General features: G+C 66.3%; 26 protein-coding genes, 5 tRNA genes and 1 pseudogene. 21 read left to right on the plus strand and 11 right to left on the minus strand.

What is annotated here, in order from left to right; genetic code table 11:
- Nucleotides 1–17 precede the first annotated feature (17 nt).
- A tRNA-Phe gene (locus ACOZ32_RS05645) sits at nt 18–91 on the minus strand.
- A 307-nt stretch (nt 92–398) separates the two neighbouring features.
- On the opposite strand from ACOZ32_RS05645, the gene ACOZ32_RS05650 reads away from it, so the two are divergent.
- From ACOZ32_RS05650 to ACOZ32_RS05660, 3 genes are all read left to right on the plus strand, one after another.
- The gene (locus ACOZ32_RS05650; RefSeq protein WP_424335072.1) at nt 399–536 is read left to right on the plus strand and encodes an archaellin/type IV pilin N-terminal domain-containing protein; all 138 of its coding nucleotides are present in this window, start codon (nt 399–401) and stop codon (nt 534–536) included.
- A 295-nt stretch (nt 537–831) separates the two neighbouring features.
- The gene (locus ACOZ32_RS05655; protein ID WP_136361069.1) at nt 832–1,509 is read left to right on the plus strand and encodes a helix-turn-helix domain-containing protein; all 678 of its coding nucleotides are present in this window, start codon (nt 832–834) and stop codon (nt 1,507–1,509) included.
- 104 nt (nt 1,510–1,613) lie between these two features.
- Complete coding sequence (locus tag ACOZ32_RS05660) at nt 1,614–2,396, plus strand: SDR family NAD(P)-dependent oxidoreductase (RefSeq protein ID WP_136361070.1); 783 nt, start codon at nt 1,614–1,616, stop codon at nt 2,394–2,396.
- A 435-nt stretch (nt 2,397–2,831) separates the two neighbouring features.
- On the opposite strand, the gene ACOZ32_RS05665 is transcribed toward ACOZ32_RS05660, so the two are convergent.
- A tRNA-Val gene (locus ACOZ32_RS05665) sits at nt 2,832–2,905 on the minus strand.
- Between the two features lie 82 nt (nt 2,906–2,987).
- Here ACOZ32_RS05665 and ACOZ32_RS05670 point away from each other — a divergent pair.
- The 3 genes from ACOZ32_RS05670 (at nt 2,988) to ACOZ32_RS05680 (ending at nt 6,265) form a co-directional block, all read left to right on the plus strand.
- Nucleotides 2,988–3,479 (plus strand): DUF192 domain-containing protein, encoded by a 492-nt coding sequence (locus ACOZ32_RS05670; protein ID WP_244289010.1) that lies wholly within the window; start codon nt 2,988–2,990, stop codon nt 3,477–3,479.
- A gap of 67 nt (nt 3,480–3,546) precedes the next feature.
- Nucleotides 3,547–5,475: an ABC transporter ATP-binding protein gene (locus tag ACOZ32_RS05675; RefSeq protein WP_136361071.1), complete on the plus strand. Its 1,929-nt coding sequence runs from the start codon at nt 3,547–3,549 to the stop codon at nt 5,473–5,475.
- 46 nt (nt 5,476–5,521) lie between these two features.
- Nucleotides 5,522–6,265, plus strand: a complete 744-nt coding sequence (locus ACOZ32_RS05680) for a creatininase family protein (protein ID WP_136361072.1) — start codon at nt 5,522–5,524, stop codon at nt 6,263–6,265.
- Between the two features lie 11 nt (nt 6,266–6,276).
- Here the strand turns inward: ACOZ32_RS05680 and ACOZ32_RS05685 are convergent, their stop codons facing one another.
- Together ACOZ32_RS05685 and ACOZ32_RS05690 are read right to left on the minus strand one after the other, a co-directional pair.
- The gene (locus ACOZ32_RS05685) at nt 6,277–6,663 is read right to left on the minus strand and encodes a DUF5790 family protein (RefSeq protein WP_136361073.1); all 387 of its coding nucleotides are present in this window, start codon (nt 6,661–6,663) and stop codon (nt 6,277–6,279) included.
- A gap of 43 nt (nt 6,664–6,706) precedes the next feature.
- A complete protein-coding gene (locus tag ACOZ32_RS05690; RefSeq protein ID WP_010902044.1) occupies nt 6,707–7,036 on the minus strand; it encodes a dihydroneopterin aldolase family protein in 330 nt (109 codons plus the stop codon).
- A gap of 98 nt (nt 7,037–7,134) precedes the next feature.
- Here ACOZ32_RS05690 and azf point away from each other — a divergent pair, with 98 nt between their 5' ends.
- The 3 genes from azf (at nt 7,135) to ACOZ32_RS05705 (ending at nt 9,305) form a co-directional block, all read left to right on the plus strand.
- Nucleotides 7,135–7,902, plus strand: coding sequence for an NAD-dependent glucose-6-phosphate dehydrogenase Azf (azf, locus tag ACOZ32_RS05695; protein ID WP_012289099.1), 768 nt, complete (start codon nt 7,135–7,137; stop codon nt 7,900–7,902).
- A 265-nt stretch (nt 7,903–8,167) separates the two neighbouring features.
- Nucleotides 8,168–9,037, plus strand: coding sequence for a M48 family metallopeptidase (locus ACOZ32_RS05700; protein WP_010902046.1), 870 nt, complete (start codon nt 8,168–8,170; stop codon nt 9,035–9,037).
- Nucleotides 9,038–9,041: 4 nt separating this feature from the next.
- Entirely contained in the window at nt 9,042–9,305 is a 264-nt protein-coding gene (locus tag ACOZ32_RS05705) for a hypothetical protein (protein WP_227970903.1), read from the plus strand.
- Between the two features lie 2 nt (nt 9,306–9,307).
- Here ACOZ32_RS05705 and ACOZ32_RS05710 read toward each other — a convergent pair whose 3' ends face one another.
- Both ACOZ32_RS05710 and ACOZ32_RS05715 read right to left on the minus strand, forming a co-directional pair.
- Entirely contained in the window at nt 9,308–9,922 is a 615-nt protein-coding gene (locus tag ACOZ32_RS05710; RefSeq protein WP_010902048.1) for a hypothetical protein, read from the minus strand.
- Between the two features lie 97 nt (nt 9,923–10,019).
- A tRNA-Arg gene (locus tag ACOZ32_RS05715) sits at nt 10,020–10,092 on the minus strand.
- Nucleotides 10,093–10,242: 150 nt separating this feature from the next.
- Between ACOZ32_RS05715 and ACOZ32_RS05720 the strand changes: the two genes are divergently transcribed.
- Genes ACOZ32_RS05720 through ACOZ32_RS05730 form a run of 3 tightly spaced genes read left to right on the plus strand, consistent with a single transcriptional unit; the run spans nt 10,243 to nt 13,186 of the window.
- Entirely contained in the window at nt 10,243–11,667 is a 1,425-nt protein-coding gene (locus ACOZ32_RS05720; RefSeq protein WP_010902049.1) for a single-stranded DNA binding protein, read from the plus strand.
- Nucleotides 11,668–11,720: 53 nt separating this feature from the next.
- Entirely contained in the window at nt 11,721–12,173 is a 453-nt protein-coding gene (locus ACOZ32_RS05725) for a histone family protein (RefSeq protein ID WP_010902050.1), read from the plus strand.
- Entirely contained in the window at nt 12,170–13,186 is a 1,017-nt protein-coding gene (locus ACOZ32_RS05730) for a histone deacetylase family protein (protein WP_010902051.1), read from the plus strand. The genes ACOZ32_RS05725 and ACOZ32_RS05730 overlap by 4 nt, the downstream gene beginning before the upstream one ends.
- Here ACOZ32_RS05730 and cca read toward each other — a convergent pair.
- Nucleotides 13,165–14,523, minus strand: coding sequence for a CCA tRNA nucleotidyltransferase (gene cca, locus ACOZ32_RS05735; RefSeq protein ID WP_010902052.1), 1,359 nt, complete (start codon nt 14,521–14,523; stop codon nt 13,165–13,167). The two genes, ACOZ32_RS05730 and cca, sit on opposite strands and share 22 nt — an antisense overlap.
- 102 nt (nt 14,524–14,625) lie before the next feature.
- Between cca and ACOZ32_RS05740 the strand changes: the two genes are divergently transcribed.
- The 6 genes and pseudogenes from ACOZ32_RS05740 to ACOZ32_RS05765 all read left to right on the plus strand — a co-directional run.
- Nucleotides 14,626–14,698 (plus strand) — tRNA-Asn (locus ACOZ32_RS05740).
- Between the two features lie 89 nt (nt 14,699–14,787).
- Nucleotides 14,788–14,896: transfer RNA gene (locus ACOZ32_RS05745), tRNA-Ile, on the plus strand.
- 170 nt (nt 14,897–15,066) lie between these two features.
- Nucleotides 15,067–15,288 carry a hypothetical protein gene (locus ACOZ32_RS05750; protein ID WP_012289101.1) on the plus strand — a complete coding sequence of 74 codons (222 nt, stop codon included), beginning with the start codon at nt 15,067–15,069 and terminating at the stop codon, nt 15,286–15,288.
- A complete protein-coding gene (locus ACOZ32_RS05755; RefSeq protein ID WP_012289102.1) occupies nt 15,258–15,623 on the plus strand; it encodes a hypothetical protein in 366 nt (121 codons plus the stop codon). The genes ACOZ32_RS05750 and ACOZ32_RS05755 overlap by 31 nt, the downstream gene beginning before the upstream one ends.
- A 69-nt stretch (nt 15,624–15,692) precedes the next feature.
- Entirely contained in the window at nt 15,693–16,232 is a 540-nt protein-coding gene (locus ACOZ32_RS05760; protein ID WP_227970904.1) for a hypothetical protein, read from the plus strand.
- Nucleotides 16,233–16,450: 218 nt separating this feature from the next.
- Nucleotides 16,451–16,567 (plus strand): annotated as a pseudogene (locus ACOZ32_RS05765) (site-specific integrase); the annotation flags it as partial.
- Nucleotides 16,568–16,786: 219 nt separating this feature from the next.
- On the opposite strand, the gene ACOZ32_RS05770 reads toward ACOZ32_RS05765, so the two are convergent.
- Nucleotides 16,787–17,191 (minus strand): hypothetical protein, encoded by a 405-nt coding sequence (locus ACOZ32_RS05770; RefSeq protein WP_227970905.1) that lies wholly within the window; start codon nt 17,189–17,191, stop codon nt 16,787–16,789.
- A 149-nt stretch (nt 17,192–17,340) separates the two neighbouring features.
- On the minus strand, nt 17,341–17,745 hold the full coding sequence (locus tag ACOZ32_RS05775; protein WP_010902057.1) for a helix-turn-helix domain-containing protein: 405 nt from the start codon (nt 17,743–17,745) through the stop codon (nt 17,341–17,343).
- A 343-nt stretch (nt 17,746–18,088) separates the two neighbouring features.
- On the opposite strand from ACOZ32_RS05775, the gene ACOZ32_RS05780 reads away from it, so the two are divergent.
- Both ACOZ32_RS05780 and ACOZ32_RS05785 read left to right on the plus strand, forming a co-directional pair.
- Entirely contained in the window at nt 18,089–18,526 is a 438-nt protein-coding gene (locus tag ACOZ32_RS05780) for a DUF302 domain-containing protein (protein ID WP_010902059.1), read from the plus strand.
- A gap of 465 nt (nt 18,527–18,991) precedes the next feature.
- On the plus strand, nt 18,992–19,228 hold the full coding sequence (locus ACOZ32_RS05785; protein ID WP_010902060.1) for a hypothetical protein: 237 nt from the start codon (nt 18,992–18,994) through the stop codon (nt 19,226–19,228).
- A gap of 4 nt (nt 19,229–19,232) precedes the next feature.
- Here ACOZ32_RS05785 and ACOZ32_RS05790 read toward each other — a convergent pair whose 3' ends face one another.
- Nucleotides 19,233–19,661, minus strand: coding sequence for a CopG family ribbon-helix-helix protein (locus tag ACOZ32_RS05790; protein WP_012289104.1), 429 nt, complete (start codon nt 19,659–19,661; stop codon nt 19,233–19,235).
- A 66-nt stretch (nt 19,662–19,727) separates the two neighbouring features.
- The gene (locus ACOZ32_RS05795; RefSeq protein WP_012289105.1) at nt 19,728–19,931 is read right to left on the minus strand and encodes a hypothetical protein; all 204 of its coding nucleotides are present in this window, start codon (nt 19,929–19,931) and stop codon (nt 19,728–19,730) included.
- Between the two features lie 144 nt (nt 19,932–20,075).
- Between ACOZ32_RS05795 and ACOZ32_RS05800 the strand changes: the two genes are divergently transcribed.
- Nucleotides 20,076–22,349, plus strand: a complete 2,274-nt coding sequence (locus ACOZ32_RS05800; protein ID WP_010902063.1) for a heavy metal translocating P-type ATPase — start codon at nt 20,076–20,078, stop codon at nt 22,347–22,349.
- The last annotated feature ends 1 nt before the right edge of the window (nt 22,350 follow it).

Here is a 22,350-nt window from a genome sequence, read left to right on the forward strand (position 1 = left end):
TTGAACCGTGAGTATGATGCCGCCTCCCGGATTTGAACCAGGGACAGCTCGATCTTCAGTCGAGTGCTCTCCCAGTCTGAGCTAAGGCGGCTCGTGTCCGTACTGATGCCGGGTGCAGAAAAAAGGGTTTCGAATCGCGGCGCTGTCACCCCCCCGGAGCCGCCGTATTTTGGTCGGCCTACATTTTCCCCCGGTACTTTTGTTCACTGTCCGTCGACGTGCCGTCCGGCTGGTTTGTCGTTGCCACACGTCATAGCGGGTATCGTCGGGGTCTACCCGTCAGGTGGGTTTAAGTACGTCCGGTATGTAGCCGTCCGTAGCCACACGCAGCGACCAGCGTGACGCGAACCCTCCGGGGGAGATCGTTCCAGCGGTGGTTGGCGTGGCAGGGTTCACAAATGACAGACCTCAGCCTCTTCGACACGGACGCGGACGAACGCGCTGTGTCGCCGGTCATCGGCGTGATTCTGATGGTAGCTATCACCGTGATCCTCGCGGCGGTCATCGCGACCGCAGTGCTTGGATTCGGTGACTGAAACCTCCAGAGCAACGCGCAAGCCGGCGTCACAGCCGAACAGCTCGACAACGGCTCCTACGATGTCACCCTCACCAAACTCGGTGACAACACCGAAGGCATCTACTGCAGCGACAAAGGGTACGACGAGAACGTCACTTCGGTGGGCAACCGACTCACTGGCTGCGGCGAGAACGCGAGTGTTGTTGCCTACACCAGTGGGAACGACACGCAAGTCGTCCGGACGCTGTAGAACGGCGACCACAGTCCGGCCTGGGGCCGGCTCGTTTATCCGACGTGAATCCTGAGACAGCCCCATGGCTATCGTCGCTGAGATCCTGCTCGCAGATCCCGACCTGCCACTGGTCAGCGTCGCGGACGCGATCCCCAGCGGGGAACTCTCGATTTCGAACTCCGTCCCGCTCGACGACGGGCGGCTGCTGTTCACGATCCGTGTCGCTGCTGACTCACAGGCGGCCTTCGAAGACGAGGCGCGCGCGCACCCACAGGTCACCAGCGTCTCCGAGATCGGCGCGACCGCCGACGGCTGGTTCTATCGGATCATCGTCGCCGACACCACGGGGCTGGTTGCCTCCCACGATCCGGCAGAGTTCGAAGGGGTCGCCTTGGAGGCCACCGTGACCGCCGACGGCATCCACGAACAGAAGGTGTTCTCGGACTACGACGCGCTGGCCACGCTCCGCGACCGGTGTGCGGTCAACGACATCCCGTTCGAGCTGGTGGCCATCGCATCCGACCCCGAACACCCCGGCGAGCGCGACCAGTTCGGCCTCACGGACAAACAGTATCGCGCCATCCGGACGGCGTTCGCCCGTGGATACTACGACTCGCCGCGGCAATGCTCGACCCGCGAGCTCGCCGCCGAGCTGGGTGTGTCGGCCGCCGCGGCGTCGGACCTGTTGCGCCGCGCGGAACGCCAGCTCATCGGCGAAACCGTCGGCCCCGAGCACGCCCGGCCGATGCATGCTCCGTGACGTGCACGCCACTGCTGGCCTGCCCACCACACACGCCATCCGTATATAAACCCCCGTACTGGTAAACACAGCACGCTCGTGGTTGCACCACGTACGACGACGTGATGGAAGCCGACTCAGACCCAACAGACGCGCAGTCCGCACACAACCACGAACTCGCCGGTGACGTCGCAATCGTCACGGGCGCGTCCTCGGGCATCGGCGAGGCCACCGCCGAAGCACTCGCCGCGGAGGGCGCTCACGTCGTCCTCGCAGCCCGCCGCGCCGACGAACTGGCGGCGCTCGCCGACCGCATCGAGGACACCGACGGTGACGCGCTCGTCGTCCCCACGGACATCACCGACGACGCCGCCATCGACGACCTCGTTTCGGAGACCGTCGACGAGTACGGCCGCATCGACATCCTCGTCAACAACGCCGGCGTCATGCTGCTCGAACCCCTGGAGCGGGCCGACCGCTCGAACCTCCGCCAGATGGTGGAGGTCAACCTGCTCGGGCTCATGAACCTCACCCACGCCGTCGTCCCGATCATGCAAGACCAGGACGCCGGCCACGTCGTCAACGTCTCCTCGGTCGCCGGCCGGCAGGCCGACGCCGACTCCAGCGGCTACAACGCCACCAAGTTCGGCGTGAACGCGTTCACCGACGCGATCCGCCAGGAGCTCACCAGCCAGGACATCCGCACCACCATCATCGAACCGGGGGCTGTCGACACCGAACTCTCCACGCACGTGCCCGACGAGCAAGTCCTCGAACGCTTCGCGGAGATGGACCTGCCCATGCTGCACCCCGATGACATCGCGCGCGGCATCGTCTACGCGACGAGCCAGCCACAGCGCGTGGACGTCAACGAACTCCTGATCCGCCCGACCGGCCAGGAACTGTAGGCCGCCATCCCCGCGGTATCGCTATCGAACACCCATCCATGTGGGCTTTCCCAGCGGTTCTGCTGCCCTCCGTTCTGTCGTGACTGACTCCTGGCTAGTGTAGAGTGACCGCCCAGCAGAATCCGGACGTGCACGCATTGCGTAGCCGTTTCGACAGCCAGCACGTGGCCCAGTCGGCCAGCAGTGGAACGACCGTCGACATCGAGAACCGGGGAGACGTTGTTGTATGAGCGTGAGGTTGAGCCGAGACTGGTGATGGAGTTTGGTGGCTGGGAAGGCTGGATATGTTCCGTGAGGACTACCTCCGGCAGTACTTGGTGAAAGCCCACTAGCGGGCGAGAGAGGGGGATTCGAACCAGATGAAGACTCACGTCGTTCGTCTTCCAGGGTCCGAACCGCCCTCGCTTCCCACGCTTGTTCGTTGCAGCAGACGAGTGGGTTCGGGCGGATTCGAACCACCGACCTCGGCCTTGTAAAGGCCGCGTCATGACCAACTAGACCACGAACCCGTACCCGTATCGTGCCGTTCGGTCGCAAAAACGGTTTCCTTTCGCCGCAACGACCAAAGCCGCCGCTGGCGTACACGTCGGCATGAGGTGGACCGCCCTTGTTGTCGCTGTGTTCGTCGTCGTTGCTGGCTGTGGTGGGTCGCCGATGGCCGCCCAGGATCCCCCATCGACCCCGGAGCCCGGAGATGCGCCGACGGTCACCGTCGTCGACGCGGACACGGGTGTCGAACACGGCAGCGTCGCGGTCGCGGTCGCAGCGACGCGCGGCGAGCGCTACACCGGGCTCAGCACTCGGGAGTCGCTGTCGGCCGACGAGGGGATGTTGTTCGTGCACGAGCGGGCCGGCAGCCGCGCGTACGTGATGCGGTCGATGGCGTTCCCGATCGACATCATCTACGTGGGGGCCGACCGCAACATCACGAGCATCCATCACGCGACGGTCCCCGACGGCGACGGGCCGTTGACCCGCTACGAGGGGCACGGCAAGTGGGTGCTTGAGGTGTCGCTCAACTGGACGGCCGCGCACAACGTCTCGGTTGGGGATCGGGTGCGGATCCCTGCGGCCGGCGAGTAACCAATCAACCGGCGTGTTTCGATTCGTAGGAAACGTTTTTGCCGGGGGCTCACGTTCGGTCAGGAACATGAGTACTGCACCGGACAACGAGGGTGACGACGATCCCTTCGAGGAGCAGCGCGCGGACGTCGACAACGCCATGGTGCAGTTGTTCGACGAGTACGGGCGCGATCACAGCTTTCAGGCAGTTGTCGCCGTTCTGGCGTCGGTGTTTGCGCGCGTGTTGGATCTCGCGCCGCCCGTGTTGCTCGGGTTGGCCATCGACTCCGTCATCCAGGGGAACAAGGCGTTTCTGCCGTTCCTCCCGCAGTCGGTCGTGCCTAGCAGCAAGCCCGACCGGCTGTTGTTCATGGGGGGACTGATCGCGGGGTCGTTCCTGTTGGGGGCGGCGTTCCACTGGATCCGCAACTGGGGGTTCAACTCGTTCAGCCAGCACATCCAGCACCGCGTTCGGACCGACACCTACGACAAGATGCAGCGCCTGAACATGGATTTCTTCGCCACCAAGCAGACCGGCGAGATGATGTCCATCCTCTCGAACGACGTGAACCGCTTGGAGCGATTCCTCAACGACGGCTTGAACTCGGCGTTCCGGCTGTCCGTGATGGTGCTGGCGATCGGCGTCTACCTCTTCGTCGTGAACTGGCAACTCGCCGTTCTCACGATGTTGCCGGTGCCCATCATCGCGCTGTTCACCTACCGGTTCGTGAACGCCATCCAGCCGAAGTACGCCGACGTGCGGTCGTCAGTCGGGCATCTGAACTCCCGGCTGGAGAACAACCTCGGCGGGATCCAAGTGATCAAGACGTCGAACACCGAGCGCTACGAGTCGGACCGCGTTGATGACGTTTCACAGGGGTATTTCGACGCCAACTGGGGGGCGATCACCATCCGCATCAAGTTCTTCCCGGCGCTGCGCATCATCTCCGGCGTGGGGTTCGTGTTGACGTTCGTGATCGGCGGCATCTGGGTCGCCACCGGCCCGCCGATGTTCTTCTCCGGAACGCTCGACCCCGGGGAGTTCGTGACGTTCATCCTGCTCAGCCAGCAGTTCATCTGGCCGATGGCGCAGTTCGGCCAGATCATCAACATGTATCAGCGGGCGCGCGCGTCCAGCGAGCGCATCTTCGGGCTGATGAACGAGCCCTCCCGCATCGAGGAGAACCCGGACGCCGACGAGCTCGTCGTTGACGACGGCGGCGTCGTCTACGACGACGTGAGCTTCGGCTACGACGACGACGACGCCATCGTCGAGCACATCGACTTCCAGGTTGACGGCGGGGACACGCTGGCGCTCGTTGGCCCGACGGGCGCGGGGAAATCCACGGTACTGAAACTCCTGTTGCGGATGTACGACGTCGATGCGGGCGCGGTCCGTGTCGATGGCCAGGACATCTCCGGGGTGACGCTGCCCAGCCTGCGCCGGCACGTCGGCTACGTCAGCCAGGACACGTTCCTGTTCTACGGCACCGTCGAGGAGAACATCACGTACGGCACCTTCGACGCCGACCGCGAGGCCGTCGTGGACGCCGCGAAGGCCGCGGAAGCCCACGAGTTCATCCAGAACCTCCCGGACGGCTACGACACCGAGGTCGGGGAGCGCGGCGTGAAGCTCTCGGGGGGGCAGCGCCAGCGCATCGACATCGCGCGGGCCATCCTCAAAGACCCCGAGATCCTCGTGCTCGACGAGGCCACCAGCGACGTGGACACGGAGACGGAGATGCTCATCCAGCGCAGCCTCGACCGCCTCACGGAGGACCGCACGACGTTCTCGATCGCCCACCGGCTGTCCACGATCAAGGACGCCGACCAGATCGTCGTCCTGGAGGACGGCGAGATCGTCGAGCGCGGAACCCACGCCGACCTGCTCGGCGACGAGGGGTTGTACGCGAACCTCTGGGGGGTGCAGGCCGGCGAGATCGACGAGCTGCCCGACGAGTTCATCGAGCGCGCGGCCAAACGCCAGGCGACCGTCGACGACCAGGACGACGACTAGCCGGTGGATGGCAGCCTACAAGCGCCGGGGGCGCGTGCCGTCGCGTATGCGGCTCGCAGACGCAACCTGGACGGACGCCGACGGCGTCGACACGGATCTCGCGGTGCTGCCCGTCGGCAGCACGGAACAGCACGGCCCACACGCGCCGCTGGGCACCGATCACATCACCGCTCACGCGGTCGCGGCGGCCGGCGCGGACGCCTACTCGGACGGCGAGGTGATCGTTGCGCCGCCGATCACCGTGGGGGTGTCGGCGGAACACCGCCAGTTCACAGGGACGCTGTGGGTGGCCCCGGACACGTTCCGCGCCACCGTTCGTGACGTGGTGGGGAGCCTCGCGAGCCACGGCTGGGATCGCGTCGTCGTGGTCAACGGGCATGGCGGCAACACCGCCGCGCTGGGCGAAGTCTGTGCCACGATCACGCGCCAGGACGACGCGTACGCGGTGCCGTTCACGTGGTTCGACGCCGTCGGCGACCACAGCAGCGACATGGGCCACGCCGGCCCCCTGGAGACGGCGTTTCTCAGGCACACCGACCCCGAGTTGATCCGCGAGGACCGCGTCCAGGCGGCCGCCGAGGACGGCGCCGACGCCTGGGGGGAGTGGGTGTCACACGCCAACCTCGCCGCCGACGCCGCGGCGTTCACCGACAACGGCGTTGTCGGCGACCCCCGTGCGGGCGACGCGGATCGCGGGGCGGCGCTGCTGGACGCCGCGACCGAGTCGCTGTGTGCCCTGCTCGCGGCCGTCGCGGACCGCGACACGACCGCCCCACTGCCACACCGATAACCGGCGCGTGGTTACTCGTCGGGAAGCGCGCCTCGCAGCTCCGGCAGCGTCTCCGCCAGCGCGCCCGCGTGCTCGCTGGCGGCTTCGAGGTCCGCAAGCACGTCCTCGATGGCCGCCAAGTCGTCGGCGAGGTCGTCGCCGTCGAACGCGTCCGCGCGCTGCCCGATCACGAACGCCTTCTTCGCGTCGCGCACGTGGGACGCCACCTCCTCGGTGTTGAGCGCCGTTTTGAGCGTGTTCAGCACCCCGAGCGTGTTGCCCCCGTCGTCGACTTCCCAGAGGGCGTCGTCGTCCGGAAGCGCGTCCCGGGCGGCCTCGATGTGGCCTTCCACCTCGGCCCGCATCTCCTCGGCGGCCTCCCCGAACAGTTCGTCGTCGTCCAGCGATGACTGGCTCATACTCCCGGCGTTCGGCCGCCGCTGGGTTAAAAGCACGCCCGCGCTACGGGTCGATCTCCGCCAGCCGCATCAACGGATACCCGTCGTCCATCGCCATTTCCGCGGCGACCGTCGTGCCCTCGTAGTCGATGCGCAACTCGACGTCCATGTACTCGCCCGTGAGCTCCGTGTACCCGTGTTCGACGTCCAAGCGTTCGGTCTTGATGTCGACGGCGACGCCCTCGCAGAACGGCTGGTTCCGGATTGATTCCTCGATCGCGGTCTCCAGGCTCGGCGCGCTCGCCGGACTCACCGGCGTGCCCGCGAACTGGTGGTAGAGCGCGCCGAACTTGATTCCGGCCTCGAAACAGGCTTGCTGAGCGTCAGTCGCCATACCCCGGCTGGGGGCGGCCACGCCTAAGCACTGTTGGCATCCGGCCCGACGGACCGAACCGTACCATTGATGCCCCAGTCGGGCGGATGACTACTCGAATGGACGAGCCGGTCCTCCTCACGGGCGCTTCCGGGCGCGTCGGGCAAGCCATCCTCGGCGGCATCGGCGACGACTACACGTGGCGGCTGTTCGACCGCGAGCCGCCCACCGACGACCCCGACCACGAGTTCGTGGTGGCCGACATCACCGACGAAACAGCGGTGCGTGAGGCCGCCAGCGACGTGGGCGCGATCGTCCACCTGGCCGGCGACCCCCGCCCCGAAGCCCCCTGGGAGAGCGTGTTGCGGAACAACATCGACGGCACGCGGACGGTCCTCGACGCCGCCCTGGCCGCTGGTGTCGACCGCGTCGTGTTCGCGTCCTCGAACCACGCCGTCGGCCACTACGAGACGGACCGCAAACCCGACCTCTACCGCAGCGACGACGACTTCCGGTTGGACGGCACCGAACGCCCCCGTCCGGGGAACCTCTACGGCGTCTCGAAGGCCGCCGGCGAAACGCTCGGCCGGTATTACCACGACGAGCACGGCCTCACGTTCGCCGCCGTTCGCATCGGCAACCTCACCGCGGGCCACCCGCCCATCGACTACGAGCGCGGCCAAGCGATGTGGCTGTCCCCCCGGGACTGCGCGCACCTCATTGATCGCTGTCTCAGCGCGGACTACGACTACGAGGTGGTCTACGGCATCTCGGACAACGACCGCAAATACTACTCGCTGGCGCGTGCCAAAGACGCGCTCGGCTACGAGCCCCGTGACAACTCCGCCGAGTGGGACGGCGACGAGAAACTCTCCGGCGGCAGCTGAGGCCGTTAAACAAAACGGAGATTAGCACTGGTTTTCGCATCGCCGTTTCGTAGCCATACACGGCGTGTCGGTGGGTCGTCGCCATTTGGCGGCTCATCGGTGTATTTGACTGCCGTACTCTAGTTCTTTCTGTGCGCATTGAACTACTCCCTCCTGAGATCTCGACTCCCCAACTCTCTCTGTGTGGCTCACTATCCCCAACTGGATTTATATGCCATGACGAACTAGTGTGGCTCGTATGAGAAATACCGGCCTCAAGATACGGATGGCCATCGTCGGCACCATCCTCTTTGCGTTCTACTCGGTCGCGATCGCTGCCGCGTGGTTTTTCTTCGGTCAGAACCAGACCATCCTCGCGATCGCCATCGTGGGGAGCGTGGTGCTCGTTGGCGTCCAGTACAAAGTCGGGAAGTGGATGGCGCTGCGCAGCGTCGGCGCCGAGGACATGGACGAACAGGAGTTCCCCCGGATCCACCGCCGCGTGGAGTCGCTGTCACGCGACATGGGGATCAAGAAACCGACGCTCAAAGTCGCGAACATGGGCGTCCCCAACGCGTTCGCCGTCGGCCGAAAGGGCAACGGCACCGTCGTGGTGTCGCGTGAGCTCATCGACATCCTCGAACACGAGGAGCTCGACGGCGTGCTCGCCCACGAACTCTCGCACATCGCCAACCGCGACGTGGTGACCATGCAGCTCGGGCAGGGCATCGCGTCGATCGTCGGGATCGTCGCCCAGTACATCGTGTTGTTCTCCGGCGACAACGACCTCGCGGACTTCTTCCTCGCGATCGTCGTGGGGAACCTCGTGCAGTTCCTCGTGACGCTGTTCGTGCTCGCGATCAGTCGCTACCGCGAGTACGTCGCCGACGCGGACGCGCGCCGCGCCATCGGGACCGGCGAACCCCTCGCGCGCGCCCTCGAAAAGATCAGCCAGGGCAACGAGCAGGCCGCCCAACAGCAGCGCCAGCGCACCTCCCGCGGGCGCGGGCGGCGCCAGCGCGGCCAGCGCAACGACGACGGGCTCGACCAGCAGGTGAGCGCGCTGTGCATCTCCAGCCCGGACACGAGCGTCCTCCAGAAACTCGTATCGACGCACCCGCCAACGGAGAAGCGCATCCAGCGCCTCCGTTCGTAGCGCTGTGATCGAGATCGTCGGTGACAGTGGTGCCGGCCTCCGCGAGCTGCTCGCCGTCGTCCTCGGGGGTGTGCTCGGCGTTGCGATGGTTGCCGCCCCGACGACGGTGGCACGCCTGTCGGTGTTCCTCGGGTCGACCCGGCGGCGCAGACACGACAGCCCCGCGGGCGGCACCGAACTGATCCCCGGCTGGATGCAGTGGGTGGTTCGCGCCGTCGGCATCGTCGTGCTCGGCGTTGCGGCTGTGATCGCCGTCCACGCCGTCTGAGATCAGTCGAACAGTCCGGCGACGTCCGCCTCCCGGCGTTGCTTCCGGCGGACGTGTTGTCGGAGTCGCGTCGCGATCATCGCTCGGTGGTCGGCGTCCGCCGCGAAGTCACACAGCAACCCCGTGATGGCGCCGTAATCGCCGTCGGCAAGCTCCTCGCGTGCGTACTCTACGCCGGCCTTGAACTCGTCCGCTTGGTAGCCGGCGGCGTCGGCCAGCACCACCGCGGCCTCCACGGCCGCCGGTGGGCCGAGCGCGGACGGCGTGATCGCGGTCCCAGACACGACCAGCGGCGGTACCCCAGCGTCGGTGACGCGGTCCGGGTCGTCGGCGAGCGCGTCGAGCGCCGCGTCCGCTGCCCCGACGTCGACGCCCGCATCCTCAGGGCAGCACGCGAACTGTTCGCGGGCGCGCCGGCAGTGCGCGCGCACCGCCTGTGGGTCGTGATCGTGGGCCGCAACGACCGCGGCGGCGAACGCCCGTAGGGCTGCTGTGCAGTGGCGCTCGGCGTCGTCGTCCCGGCAACGAGCCAACCAGCCGTCCGCCAGGGCGTCGCGGGCCGCCCGGTGGTGGCCGGCGTTGTAGACGGCGACCCCGGCACGCAGTGGCGCATCCATACTGCTGCGTTGGCGGCCACGTGGAAAAAGCGCCGCGCCCACGGCCGATCACGCCGACAGCGCACAGCCGGCGCTCGCCGGGTGAGAACTGTGAGAACGTCCGGACGGCGATTTGAACGCCGGTCCCTGGCTCCGCAAGCCAAGAGGATAGTCCACTACCCTATCCGGACTCACTCAGGTGTAGCCCGGGGCTACGTAAAGCGGTTACGATCGTGCCGCCCGATGACAGTCGTTTTCATGGTGGTGGGCGAGCGCACGCGCTGCACTCATCGAGACACCGTAAACGCTTATGGTGGCCGTCGCCTTGGCCTGAACCGACAATGGGCGCGATTGAGGACGTGTACGCTGACCTCGACACCGACGTGTCTATCGAGGAGTTCCGGGAGGCCGTCGAGTCGAAGGTCGAACAGATGGGGGGGCTCGCCGACGAGGAGACGGCGGCGATGCTCATCGCCCACGAGATCGACGACGGCGAGGTGAACGGCGTCGCGGACATCGACTCCGAGATGGACGAGGTGAAGTTCATCGCGAAAGTCACCCGCGTGGGTGACGTCCGCACGTTCGACCGCGAGGACGCCGACGACGACGATGCGGCCGCCGAGGGGCGGGTGGTGAACGTCACGGTGGCCGACGAAACGGACGACGTCCGGGTCTCGCTGTGGGACGAACAGGCCACCGCGGCCGCCGACGACCTCGCCCCCGGGGACGTGCTCCGCATCAAGGGGCGGCCGACGGACGGCTACAACGGCCTGGAGGTCAGCGCCGACGAGGTCGAACTCGACGCCGACGAGCAGATCGACGTCCAGATCCAGGACGAATACGACGCCGCCGACCTCTCGTTGGGGGTTTCGGACGTGACCCTCGTCGGGGAGGTCCTGGACACCGAGGCCGTCCGGACGTTCGACCGTGACGACGGCAGCGAGGGTCGTGTGTCGAATCTCGTGGTGGGCGACGAGACCGGCCGAGTGCGAGTGACCCTGTGGGACGACCAGGCCGACACCGCGACGGATCTCGACGCCGGGGCCGTCGTCGAGATCGTGGACGGATACGTCCGCGAGCGGGAGGGCAGCCTCGAACTCCACGTCGGGGACACCGGCGCGGTCACGCCGGTCCCGGACGCCGACGTGTCGTTCGTTCCGGACACCACGTCCATCGACAGCCTCGAACAGGACGACACCGCGGACATCGCGGGCGTCGTTCGGTCGGTCGACCCCACGCGCACGTTCGACCGCGACGACGGCAGCGAGGGCCAGGTACGCAACGTCCGCCTGCAGGACGACACCGGCGACATTCGGGTTGCGTTGTGGGGCGAGAAGGCGGATCTGGACATCGGCCCGGGTGACGAAGTGGCGGCCCTCGACGTGGAGATCCAGGACGGCTGGCAGGACGACATCGAGGCGTCGGCCGGCTGGCAGGCGTCGGTGATCCCGCTGTCGGACAGCACCCAGGACGACGCCGCCGCCGGCAGCGACGGCCCCGACCGCGGGCTGGCGGCGTTCGGTGCCGACAGCGACGACGAGCCCGCCGCCACCGACGACGCGGCCGACACACAGACTCCACACAGCGACACGCCCGTGGAGTTCACCGGCGTCGTCGTGCAGGCCCAGGACCCGCTGATTCTGGACGACGGCGAGGAGACGATGAGTGTCACCACCGACGCCGACGTGACTCTCGGCCAGGAGGTCACCGTCCGCGGCTCGCTCGACGACGGCCGGCTACACGCCGACGACGTCACGGAGTCGTGACTCGCGTCGAGGTAACGGAAACAATTAAGCGTGCGAGCGCCACGATGTGACGCATGAGCGTCGAACTCCCGTTCGCCCCGGTGGATTCACTCATCCGGGGGCACGCGGGTGACTTGCGAGTGAGCGCTGGCGCGGCCGAGGAACTCGCGCGCCGCATCCAGCGTCATGGGGCGATCCTCGCCGTGGACGCAGCCGCCGCCGCACGCGAGGACGGCCGAAAAACCCTGATGGCGTCCGACTTCGAGGGGATCGTGGGCCCGCGCGACGACACGGCACCGGACCGCCGCGGCGACCTCGCACTCCCAGTTGCCCCCGTCGACCGCATCGCCCGCCTGGAGATCGACGACCGGTTCCGGGTGTCCGAGGACGCACGCGTCGCGCTCGCGGGCGTGCTCGAGGCGTACGCCGCCGACATCGCTGACGGCGCAGCGGTGCTCGCCGAGCACGCCGGCCGCCGCACCGTCCAAGCCGAAGACATACAGACGTACGTCACGCTCGTGGAATGAGATTCGGATTCAGCGAGGCGTGTCTCGAACACGACCCGGGGGTGCGGCATCCCGAGAGCCCCGACCGCCTCCGGGCGATCAAGCGTGGCCTCCAGAAGCGCCACGGCGTCACCTACGAGGACGCCCCGGACGCCGACTTATCGGACATCACGGCCGTCCACGATCCCGACTACGCGACCGAGGTGCGGTCGTTCTGCGAGCGCGGCGGCGGCAGCTGGGATCCCGACACCGCCGCCACCGAGTCCACGTGGCCGGCCATCCGCGCCAGCGCAGGCCTCGCGATGGACGCCATAGACGCCGCCCTGGACGGCGCTGACGGCCGCGACACGCCGTTCTCGCTGGGACGGCCGCCCGGCCACCACGCGATCACCGACGACGCAATGGGGTTTTGCTTCGTGAACAACGCCGCCGTCGCCGCCCAGCACGCCCTCGACGCCCACGGGCTGGATCGGGTCGCGATCTTCGACTGGGACGTCCACCACGGCAACGGCACCCAGGACATCTTCTACGACCGCGGTGACGTCTTCTACACGTCCATCCACGAGGACGGCCTCTACCCGGGCACCGGGTCGGTCGCACAGACCGGTGACTGCGACGGCGCGGGCACGACGCTGAACCTCCCGTTCCCGACCGGGGCCGGGGACGCCGACTACGCGGCCGCCGTCGACGACTTCATCGCGCCCGCGATCCGGGCGTTCGACCCGGATCTGTTCGTGGTGAGCGCGGGCTTCGATGCCCACCACCACGACCCGATCTCACGCCTCCACCTCTCGACGGAGGGGTACGCGATGCTCACCGACCGTGTGCGCCGCATCAGCGCCCGGACGGACGCCCCGCTGGCGTTCGTCCTCGAAGGCGGGTACAGCCTCGACACGCTCGCCGACGGCGTCAGCACGGTCCACGAAACCTTCGACGGGCGGGACCCTACCGAGCCCGAAGACGACGTCAGTGACAGCGTGCGCGACCTCTTCGAGCGTGTTCGGGACACGCATCAGGCCTTCGGGTCGACGTAGGCCGCCAGCTCACTCTCGAACTCCGGCAGCAACGCCTCCACAACGGCATCGCCGACGTACACGTCGTAGTCGCCGCTGGCCACCCGGGACTCGATCCGCGCGCCCAGCGCGACCGTCCCCAGTTCGGTGCGCGCGAACCCACCGGCGGTCCGCACGTCCCGGTCGCGCTCCACGACGTACCGCCCGTCGTCGTCGACGAACGGCCCGTAGACGCCGTCATCGTCGGCGTACGTTTCGTAGAACCGCTCGGCGTGGGTGCCCACGGAGACCGGCGGGCCGACGTGGCGCTCAACGGCCGGCAGCTCGGCGCTCGCAAGCTCCACGAACACCACCGCGCGCTCGTCGGCCCACGCGGCCGCCCGCACCACGTCGAAGCCGTGCTCGCGGAGCCCGCGCACGACCCCATCACGGGACCGATAGAGCTGCGGGTAGAGCTGGTCGGCGACCACGTCCGGGGCGTCCAACACCACCGCCAGCGGGGTCGTGTCGCGGCGGTCGATGTGCGAGCGCAGCGCCGCCGCATCCAGGGGAGCCGGGGACGCCGGCGTGAACGCGTCCTCGCTGGGGGTGGCGCGGAACCGGCGGGCGTGGTGCTGGACGGTGGCGACGTTCGCTGCCGACACGACGGCGGCGACGTTGCGCTCCGGATCGGTGGGGTCCACGACCACCAGCGGATCGTCGAACGACGCCTGCTGGTGGGCCGCGGGGTCGATCACCACGGGCGGCTGCCAGTCCTCGATGGCCGCCAGCATCGCCTCGAAGCCACCGTATTCGACGACCAGCAGCTCGCAGAGATACCCCGAGAACCCCTGCGTGCGGAGGTCGCTGCCGTACACGCCGATCCCTTTCAGGAACTGCTTGCACAGCCGCACGTCGGCGGCGAGGCCGTCGTCGAGGTGCTCCTGGAGGTAGGTGGTGTGGAACGGCGTCCGATCCACCGCGGACTTGATCTCGGTGGCCGCCGCCACGTCGTAACACGGCACCAGATCCACCGCGTAGCCCTCGAACGTCCCGGTCACGTAGGGGTGTTCGGCGTACTCCTCGTGGCCGTCCGGCAGCACCGCCGCGCCCACGGTCGTGCCGTAGGTCTCTAGCTGTTCGCGGGGAAGGTCGCTGGGGAACCGCACGAACAGGTCGATGTCTCGGTCCCCCGCAACCCACGTGCCACGGGCGGTGCTGCCGACCTGTACCACGTCGGCGGCCACGGGTAGCTCCGCGATCGCGGCCTCGGCGCGCTCGGTGAGCCGGCTGGCAGCCGCCGCGAGCGCGCGCCGCTCGGCGGGCGTCGGATCGACGCGCTGGCGCACGCGCTCGATGACTGCTGCGGCGTCGGTCATACGTCTCGTTCGGCGCTCCGCGTCTAAGCCGTGTCGATGCCCGGACTCCCCGCCCGGGAAACGAAAGCCATTTCAAAATCCCCGGGTTACGATAGGGTGCGAGCCGCCATAGCTCAGTTGGTAGAGCACGTGGTTGTTACCCACGTTGTCCCAGGTTCGAGCCCTGGTGGCGGCGTCACTTCCTCTTCGATCCGTGCCAGCCAGCTCGTACGCCGACTAGTGTTCGATACCCTAAAGACACTCCCCGTGGTAGCCATCGCCAGCGGGCCCTTAGCTTAGTCCGGTTCAAAGCCCCCGGCTCATATCAGTGCCGTCGCATGCGGCGGCGCTGTGGGACACCGGGTGAGCGGTGGTTCAAATCCGCCAGGGCCCATCCATTTCCTCGACGGTTCTTACTTCATGCAGAAGTTCTCGTAGAGGTGTCTCTACCCTTCGAGAATCTCGTAATCGACTCGCCCGAATCCTTGCCTCTGAGTCGGATTCGAACCACCGAGTGATTCTGGGGCCGCGCAGTCCTGCGAATCCGTCAATCGAAACCGCGAGGTGGTGCGCGTGACGCTCCGGATCGAGGAGTATTCTTGGAGCCGCAAGCACATCTACCTCGGAGTCTGCCCGGTCTGTGGGTACGAGTCCGTCCGCAAGGAGAAACGCGAGTACCACATCGAGGGGCACGACCCCGAGGACTTCGGGCTCTCCCCGCTCGGTGAAACCGACGAGGAGGCTCAGCGACCGCTGTGGGGTGGGAGAGTCTGGAGATGCTGGTGACGGACGGCGGGAAGCTATCGCCGGCCGATCTCGCGGAGGCGACTGACCGGCACGTTGACTCGGTGCGGCGGGCGCTTCGGCGAATGGATGACCTCGTGGAGACGAAGTACGCGGAGGTTGGTTTGCGGTCTACGCGGGTCGCCGAGATCGTCCACGAGGCTGCCCAGGAGGCGAAGGACGCGACCCGGCGCGCGGTCGAGGCGAGCGCGAAAGTGATTGGTGCCGCCGAGCGTGGGCGCGACTCCGCGGCGGCAGAGTTCTACGCGTGGGCGTCTCGTCACGGTGTGGACGTGTCTCGGCGGAGCGATGCTCTCACGCTGGACTTCAGCGAGTAAGTCTCGATGCGCTCTGATTATATCTCGCCAAATCTAGTAGCGTAATCTTCACGAGGTTCTGTCCTAAGTGTGGATAATGAGGAAATGACTGACGACGGAATCCCGGAATTTGATCTATTTCAGAGGCGGTTACGGGAGAAGTCCTCTCGTGCGATTCGAGTGATTCAGTTCGATCTGATAGGGTTGTCCATCGTAGGGGCAATCCCGCAGTTGTCTGATTCGGGAAATTTAGAACCTAATGTGTATATTTACGTGGGATCGATTCCCCTTTTGTTATCTTTCGTTCTCGCAATCATTGCTATTTCAATTGGTAGTGTCCCACTCGCTGGTCTCGTCCGAAACAGTAACCAGAGTGACCGACAGACTGCCTTGGTTGCGGATTATCGGAACCGCATCAAAGAAATTTCGTTAATTCCAGCAGCAGCGCTTGGAAATGGAGCCACTGGCATCGCTATTCTTCTAATCGGAGTGATTGATGCAACTAGTGGAGTGGTGCCGCTGTTCAAAGGGCGATTGAGAATAATCTTTATTTGTGCGTTCATCTGCCTCTGCGGCGGCGGATTCATTCTCGGCCAATTCCTGGCCGGTACTCTTCCTAGACAGGACTGATGAGAATTTTGAGCGTGTGATCTCCGCGACTGTCTTTGACTCGTACACACGAGGCGGGAAAACCGAGTGAATTTGGCTCACTCGACAGGGTGATTCACGGAGGGTGGGCCTCGCCACGGTCCATGCGAGGGAGCCACACCGCGAAAGTGAACGACGGCGTACTTAGTCGAAGGTACCCGAGAGCGCGCGGCTACCGTGCACTCGTGGCTCTGGGTACTCGCCGGGGTGTGTCCGACCGCCTGAACGCGAGCGAGGAGATTCTGGACAAGCACTACGACCGACGCAACAAGCGCGAGCGAGCCAATCAGCGCCGCGACTACCTGCCCAACGAATGATGGACCGTTACAAAGTCAGCCGAAGTTCCGGGTCGAACTGCAACCGTGGAGTCACGAACCGCTAGGGCCCATCCACACTGTGCCTGGCCCCTGAGCACGTGGCTCCAGGGGTAGCTGCGATCCTCATTTCAGTCGGTCTCCCCGGACGCGTCGGCCGCGCCACTCGTTGACTCCCGGTATTCGAGCCACACTGCCGACCCGGGTCGCTGACAGGGCCGCTCACACGAGCGGTCGCGGCTCGATGATCTCGACGAACTCCCCGATCAGGGACCGGACCACGTACTCGATGCTTCCCGCGATGATCGCAAGGAACGAAACAGTGACGAACTTGACCATCAGCATTCCCGACGATTGGGCGCCGAGGAACAGCGCGATTACTACCGCTACGACGTAGCTAGCGCCGATCATCGGCGTCACCACGGACTGATCGATGAACAGATAGCACGAGACACCCACGGTGTTCCCGGCTCCGAACGCGACGAGCATGACGAAGAGAAAGGCCGACGTGCTGAACGTGATGGAGACATCGGACACCAGAATTCCGGCAATGCTGGCGACCGCGGAGACAACACCGAGACCGATCGCAAAGTCTCGCCGCTCGCCTGTGGAGAAGCCAGAACTCATAATCTATCCATCATCAACCGGCAAAATAACGCTTGTGGTGGTGGTCGATCTGTGGTTCCGGCGCACTCGATCAGCCCACGCCTGCAGTTCGTCGCGGGGCGGCAATCAGTTCACGATCGGGCGGCAGCGCAGCCACTGGTGGGGCGCGCTCAGCCTTCGATGGACTGCACGCCGGCGTCCGTGCGGTCGTATTTGGTTTCGAACTCTTGGATGAGCTGGCCCATTTTGGCGTACCAGTCGTTGAGCAGTCGCTGCATGTCGTCCGCGATCTCGGCGGGATCGGTCGGCTCGTAGACGTGATAGTAGCCGCCTTGGTCGTAGTTGATCTGTTCTTTCTGGATGAGTCCCGCGCTGAGGAGGCGTTGAACCGCGCGGTAGGCCGTCGAGCGCTCGCGGTCCACGCGTTCGGCGATGTCGTCGACTGTCAGTGCGTCGTTCGTGGTGACGAGCGCTTGGAACACGCCCTTATCGAGCTGTTTGAGGCCGTGGAAACACTCCAAGAGCCCGTCACAGGTCATGTCGTGGCGGAGTTGTTCAGCCATCGAATCTGGCATTGGCGTTGGGTTCCTCTAGCCGGTTCGACACCAAAAGATTTGTGTAAACTCTATACAATTCCCGGCGCGGGCCGGCGCACACAACCCCGCGATCGGGGCTGTAGCCGTCCGGCACTGGCTCCGTCCGGGTGCCTCGACTCGCTGGCTCCAGTCGGCGTGCTGTACCGCCGTACCCGTTCGCCTGGCGCGGTGTCGCCGCGGCGCTACCCGCCGCCCCGGGTGTGCGCTATGGAGACAATATTCTCGGCTGGTGTGAGTCGGTTGTTTCGCTCGCTGAGGTGTCGGGCGCGCGGTGCTTGTTCTCGCCACCGTTTTGTCCGGCCTGGTCGATACACCACACGGAATGCTTCCCATCGACCCGGCCGCCATCGACCCCGCTGACATCGGCGAACAGCAGGCGACACTGGAACTGTCCCACGAGGACGCCATCGAGCACGTCCGGGACGTATTCACGGATGCCGGCTTCGGTGTCCCCGTGGAGTTTTCGCCCGCGGAACTACTCAACGAGAAGATCGACGCCGACCGCGACCCCTACTACGTGCTGGGCGCGTGTCACCCCGACGTGGCCGATCGCGCCCTCGACGCGACCGACAACCGCTTGGGCGCGTTGATGCCGTGTAACGTGGTGATCTGGGCAGAATCGCCCGGCCGCCAGCGGGTCTATCACGTCTCGATCATGCGCATCGCGCGACTCCTCGGGATGGCTGCCGACGACAGCGAGATGCAGGACATCGTCGCCACCACGGGGGAGATGGTGGACGAAGCGTTCGACCGGTTGTAACATCCCGGCCGGCGGTCAGCCGGTCCGTGGATCGGCGTTCGACTGCCCTGTGCGTTCCGGGGCACTTGCAGCGCCAGAGAACGCCGACACTGATTTATGTGGCTTCCCGTGCTCGTGTCGATCGTGAGGCTTCGAACGTGCGTGCAGTGGGGGTGTCGGCAATCCACATCGCAGCGTTCGGTCTCACAGTCTCTCCTCTCTCCCTCCACCCTTCACACGCTGCAGCGGTGCAGCGGTGGTGACGTGCTCGCGGTTGGGCCCGCGAGCACGATGCCGTCAGTTGACGCCCCGTCGGCCCTCCACGCGTAAGGAGTTACGGCATTGCTGTGGCCGTCGCTCCACGCAGTTCCACAGCCGTTGTCGACGGCCCAGCGTGTCGCTTCGCTTGTGGCGGTTCCTGTCGCCCACCGATTTCGACAGACGTGGTAGGCCAGTTTTATTATCGTCGAAGTACTGCCGTCGGATATGAGCACGCAACGTGACGAGCAGTCAGCTGGCGTCGTGTCATCGGTTCGTGCCATCGACTCGAACCGTCGGAAGCTCGTCTACCTCTATCTCGCGACCCAGGGTGGGGCAACGTTGGACGACCTCAAGGCCGACCTCGAGTTGCCGTTGCTCACGCTCCTTCGTGTCCTCCCGGACCTCCAGGACAACGGCTTGGTCGCTGAGGAAGACGGGCGCTGGATCGCTCAACACACGTAGCGCGTCAGCTCACGTCAGCCAGCCCCCCGAACTCGTCAACCGGAAGCACGGAGTAATCGATGGTTAGTGTGTCCTTGGTCGCGCGGATCTTCCCGACGAACGTCGAGATGGACTCCAGTGACCCCTCCAGCACGAACAGCTCCATGCAGTGGTGACCGCCGACGTGGCTGTGGAAGTTCGACGCCACCAACCCTTCGTGTTCGTGGCGCAGGTGCATCATCTTCTCCTCGACGGTCGTCGTCTCGTAATCGAAGACCACAGTGACCACGCCCATCAGCTCCCGCCCCTCCAGTTTCTTGTCCTCGAACTCGCCGAGCAGGTTTCGGCTGGCCTCCCGGACGACCTCGCTGCGACCGGTGTATCCGTGATCGTCCGCGAAGTCGTCGAGTCGCTCGAGCAGTTCTTCGGGCATCGAGACGCTGACAACGCTCATATAACAACACAGTCCGCACTCAGTATTAAAAAATACCATTCAAGCCGCGTTTGACGGTCCACGTTGCTAACACAGCGTGCCCGAACGAACGTGGGCGTCGCACGCGAACAGCGCGTATCCGACCGCGGCCGCGGAACGTCCGCTCTCGTTTGCGATGTCACGGATCGGGCGGGTCATCGCCACGCAGTCGGCGGTGTCGAAGCGCTCCTGTCGCTCCTCGATGCGTCCGTTGCGCTCGGTTCCCCGCGATGAACGCCGCCATGTGGGCACGCTGGTGGCGGCCGGTGATCCCTGTGCCGCCGCGGCTCAACCTCCTAATTAATAACTCAATCGGATTTTTTTGTTAACTTTGATTAACTCAACCCGGGTAGATAGCAGTAGCGTTCATAACCGTCCGGAACGTACCAGTTCGCAATGTCTTCACGCGATCACCCGCCCGGCGACGGCCTGGTCGAGTTGCGCCTCGACGTGCCCGGGATGGACTGCTCGTCGTGCGCCGGCAGCGTCGCGGACGCCCTCGACGCCACCGCCGGCGTCACCGCCCACGAAGAACAGCCGACGACGGGCTCCGTCGTCGTCACGCTCGACGAAAGCACGGCCACCACGCCGGACGTCGTGGCCGCCGTTGAGGCCGCCGGCTACGACGTCACCGGAACCGACGGCGACCGAGACACCTCCCGGGCGGACGTCTGGACCAGCCCTCGCGCCCTCCAAACCGCGGTCGGCGGCGTGTTCCTGCTCGCCGGACTGGCGTTGCGGTTCTTCGTCGGTGACGCGAACGTCGTGTTGGGGGTGGTCGCCGGCACCAGCCTGCACGCCGCCGACGTCGCGTTCCTCGTCGCGGTCGCGGCCGGTGGCTTCAAGACGCTTCGCAACGGCGCGCGCTCGGCCCGCGACCGCCGCATGGACATCGACTTCCTGATGTCGATCGCCATCCTCGGCGCGCTCACCGCCAGCTTCGCGTTCGGGAAGCCGCTGTACTTCGAGGCCGCGACGCTCGCGGTCCTGTTCAGCATCGCGGAACTGCTTGAGGGGTACGCCATGGACCGCGCCCGCCAGTCGCTGCGCGAGCTCATGGCGCTGTCTCCCGATGAAGCGACGATCATCGACCCCGACGGCACCGAGACGACGGTCCCGGCCGACACGGTTTCGATCGGCGACCGCGTTGCGGTGCGGCCGGGCGAAAAGATCCCGGCCGACGGCGTCGTCGTTGACGGGGACAGCGCCGTCGACCAGTCGCCCGTGACGGGTGAATCCGTCCCCGAAAGCAAGCAGCCGGGCGACGAGGTGTACGCCGGCACCGTCAACGAGACGGGGTATCTCGAAGTCGAGGTCACCGCCGCCCCGGGCGACGACACGCTGTCCCGCATCGTCGAACTCGTCGAGGACGCCCAGTCGAATCAGACCGACCGCGAGCAGTTCGTCGAACGCTTCGCCGCCAAGTACACGCCTGCCGTCGTCGCGCTCGCGGTGCTCACGACGCTTGGATCGCCGTTCGTGCTCGGCGTGTCCTGGCCGACTGCGGTCGTCCACGGGCTGACGCTGCTCGTGCTCGCGTGCCCGTGTGCGTTCGTCATCTCGACGCCGGTGTCAGTCGTGTCGGCCATCACGAGCGCGGCCAACCACGGCGTGCTCGTCAAGGGCGGCACCCACCTCGAAGCCATGGCCGACGTCGACGTCGTCGCCTTCGATAAGACCGGCACGCTGACCGCGGGCGACCTTGCGGTCACCGACGTTCGCGGGCTCAACGGGCACCGCGAGCGCGACGTGCTGGCGTGCGCTCGCGGCCTGGAAGCCCGCAGCGAACACCCCATCGCGGACGCCATCGTGGACGCCGCCGACGAAGCCGGCGTCGACGCGCCGTCGGTCACGGACTTCGACAGCGTCACTGGCCAGGGGGTGCGCGCCACGCTCGACGGCCAACCGCATTTCGCCGGGAAGCCCGCGCTGTTCGAGGAACACGGCGTCGACCTGTCCCACGTGCATGCGACCACTGACGGCGGCCTGCGGGCGGCCCAGCCCGACTGCGAGCACGCCGACTGCCTGGATCTCCGGGCCGACACGATCCCCGACCTCCAGGCCGCCGGCAAGACGGTGGTGTTGGTGGGCACCGCGGACGCGTTGCTCGGCGTGATCGCGGTCGGTGACACGGTGCGGGCGGGCGCAGCCGACACCGTCTCCAGGCTCCGCGAGCACGGCGTCGCTCGGACCGTGATGCTGACCGGGGACAACGAGCGCACCGCGCGCGCCGTCGGCGACGAGGTCGGCGTCGACGCGGTGTACGCCGACTGCCTCCCCGCGGAGAAAGCCAGCGTCGTTGCGGACCTCCAGGACGAACACGGCGACGTGGCGATGGTCGGCGACGGCATCAACGACGCGCCCGCGCTGGCGGCTGCCACAGTCGGCATCGCCATGGGGGCGGCGGGCACCGACACCGCGATCGAGACGGCGGACGTGGCGCTGCTGGGGGACGCCATCACGACGCTACCGTACCTCTACGAGCTGGCCGGGGACACGAACACGGTCATCCGCCAGAACATCTGGGCGAGCCTCGGCCTGAAAGCCGCGCTCGCGGTCGGGGTGCCGTTCGGCCTGGTGCCGATCTGGCTGGCGGTGCTCGCCGGCGACGCCGGCATGACGCTCGGGGTCACCGGCAACGCCCTCCGGCTGGGCCGCATCTCGCCGTAGC

Origin of the sequence: Halobacterium sp. MBLA0001 (assembly GCF_049705385.1) — an archaeon.
In the GTDB taxonomy this organism is placed as follows: Archaea; Halobacteriota; Halobacteria; order Halobacteriales; family Halobacteriaceae; genus Halobacterium; species Halobacterium salinarum.

What these genes read in the sequence shown, in the direction of transcription:
- ACOZ32_RS05650 (WP_424335072.1), top strand. Translation starts at nt 399, where the DNA reads ATGACAGACCTCAGCCTCTTCGACACGGACGCGGACGAACGCGCTGTG.
- ACOZ32_RS05655 (WP_136361069.1), top strand. Translation starts at nt 832, where the DNA reads ATGGCTATCGTCGCTGAGATCCTGCTCGCAGATCCCGACCTGCCACTG.
- ACOZ32_RS05660 (WP_136361070.1), top strand. Translation starts at nt 1,614, where the DNA reads ATGGAAGCCGACTCAGACCCAACAGACGCGCAGTCCGCACACAACCAC.
- ACOZ32_RS05670 (WP_244289010.1), top strand. Translation starts at nt 2,988, where the DNA reads ATGAGGTGGACCGCCCTTGTTGTCGCTGTGTTCGTCGTCGTTGCTGGC.
- ACOZ32_RS05675 (WP_136361071.1), top strand. Translation starts at nt 3,547, where the DNA reads ATGAGTACTGCACCGGACAACGAGGGTGACGACGATCCCTTCGAGGAG.
- ACOZ32_RS05680 (WP_136361072.1), top strand. Translation starts at nt 5,522, where the DNA reads ATGCGGCTCGCAGACGCAACCTGGACGGACGCCGACGGCGTCGACACG.
- ACOZ32_RS05685 (WP_136361073.1), bottom strand. Translation starts at nt 6,663, where the DNA reads ATGAGCCAGTCATCGCTGGACGACGACGAACTGTTCGGGGAGGCCGCC.
- ACOZ32_RS05690 (WP_010902044.1), bottom strand. Translation starts at nt 7,036, where the DNA reads ATGGCGACTGACGCTCAGCAAGCCTGTTTCGAGGCCGGAATCAAGTTC.
- azf (WP_012289099.1), top strand. Translation starts at nt 7,135, where the DNA reads ATGGACGAGCCGGTCCTCCTCACGGGCGCTTCCGGGCGCGTCGGGCAA.
- ACOZ32_RS05700 (WP_010902046.1), top strand. Translation starts at nt 8,168, where the DNA reads ATGGCCATCGTCGGCACCATCCTCTTTGCGTTCTACTCGGTCGCGATC.
- ACOZ32_RS05710 (WP_010902048.1), bottom strand. Translation starts at nt 9,922, where the DNA reads ATGGATGCGCCACTGCGTGCCGGGGTCGCCGTCTACAACGCCGGCCAC.
- ACOZ32_RS05720 (WP_010902049.1), top strand. Translation starts at nt 10,243, where the DNA reads ATGGGCGCGATTGAGGACGTGTACGCTGACCTCGACACCGACGTGTCT.
- ACOZ32_RS05725 (WP_010902050.1), top strand. Translation starts at nt 11,721, where the DNA reads ATGAGCGTCGAACTCCCGTTCGCCCCGGTGGATTCACTCATCCGGGGG.
- ACOZ32_RS05730 (WP_010902051.1), top strand. Translation starts at nt 12,170, where the DNA reads ATGAGATTCGGATTCAGCGAGGCGTGTCTCGAACACGACCCGGGGGTG.
- cca (WP_010902052.1), bottom strand. Translation starts at nt 14,523, where the DNA reads ATGACCGACGCCGCAGCAGTCATCGAGCGCGTGCGCCAGCGCGTCGAT.
- ACOZ32_RS05770 (WP_227970905.1), bottom strand. Translation starts at nt 17,191, where the DNA reads ATGAGTTCTGGCTTCTCCACAGGCGAGCGGCGAGACTTTGCGATCGGT.
- ACOZ32_RS05775 (WP_010902057.1), bottom strand. Translation starts at nt 17,745, where the DNA reads ATGCCAGATTCGATGGCTGAACAACTCCGCCACGACATGACCTGTGAC.
- ACOZ32_RS05780 (WP_010902059.1), top strand. Translation starts at nt 18,089, where the DNA reads ATGCTTCCCATCGACCCGGCCGCCATCGACCCCGCTGACATCGGCGAA.
- ACOZ32_RS05785 (WP_010902060.1), top strand. Translation starts at nt 18,992, where the DNA reads ATGAGCACGCAACGTGACGAGCAGTCAGCTGGCGTCGTGTCATCGGTT.
- ACOZ32_RS05790 (WP_012289104.1), bottom strand. Translation starts at nt 19,661, where the DNA reads ATGAGCGTTGTCAGCGTCTCGATGCCCGAAGAACTGCTCGAGCGACTC.
- ACOZ32_RS05800 (WP_010902063.1), top strand. Translation starts at nt 20,076, where the DNA reads ATGTCTTCACGCGATCACCCGCCCGGCGACGGCCTGGTCGAGTTGCGC.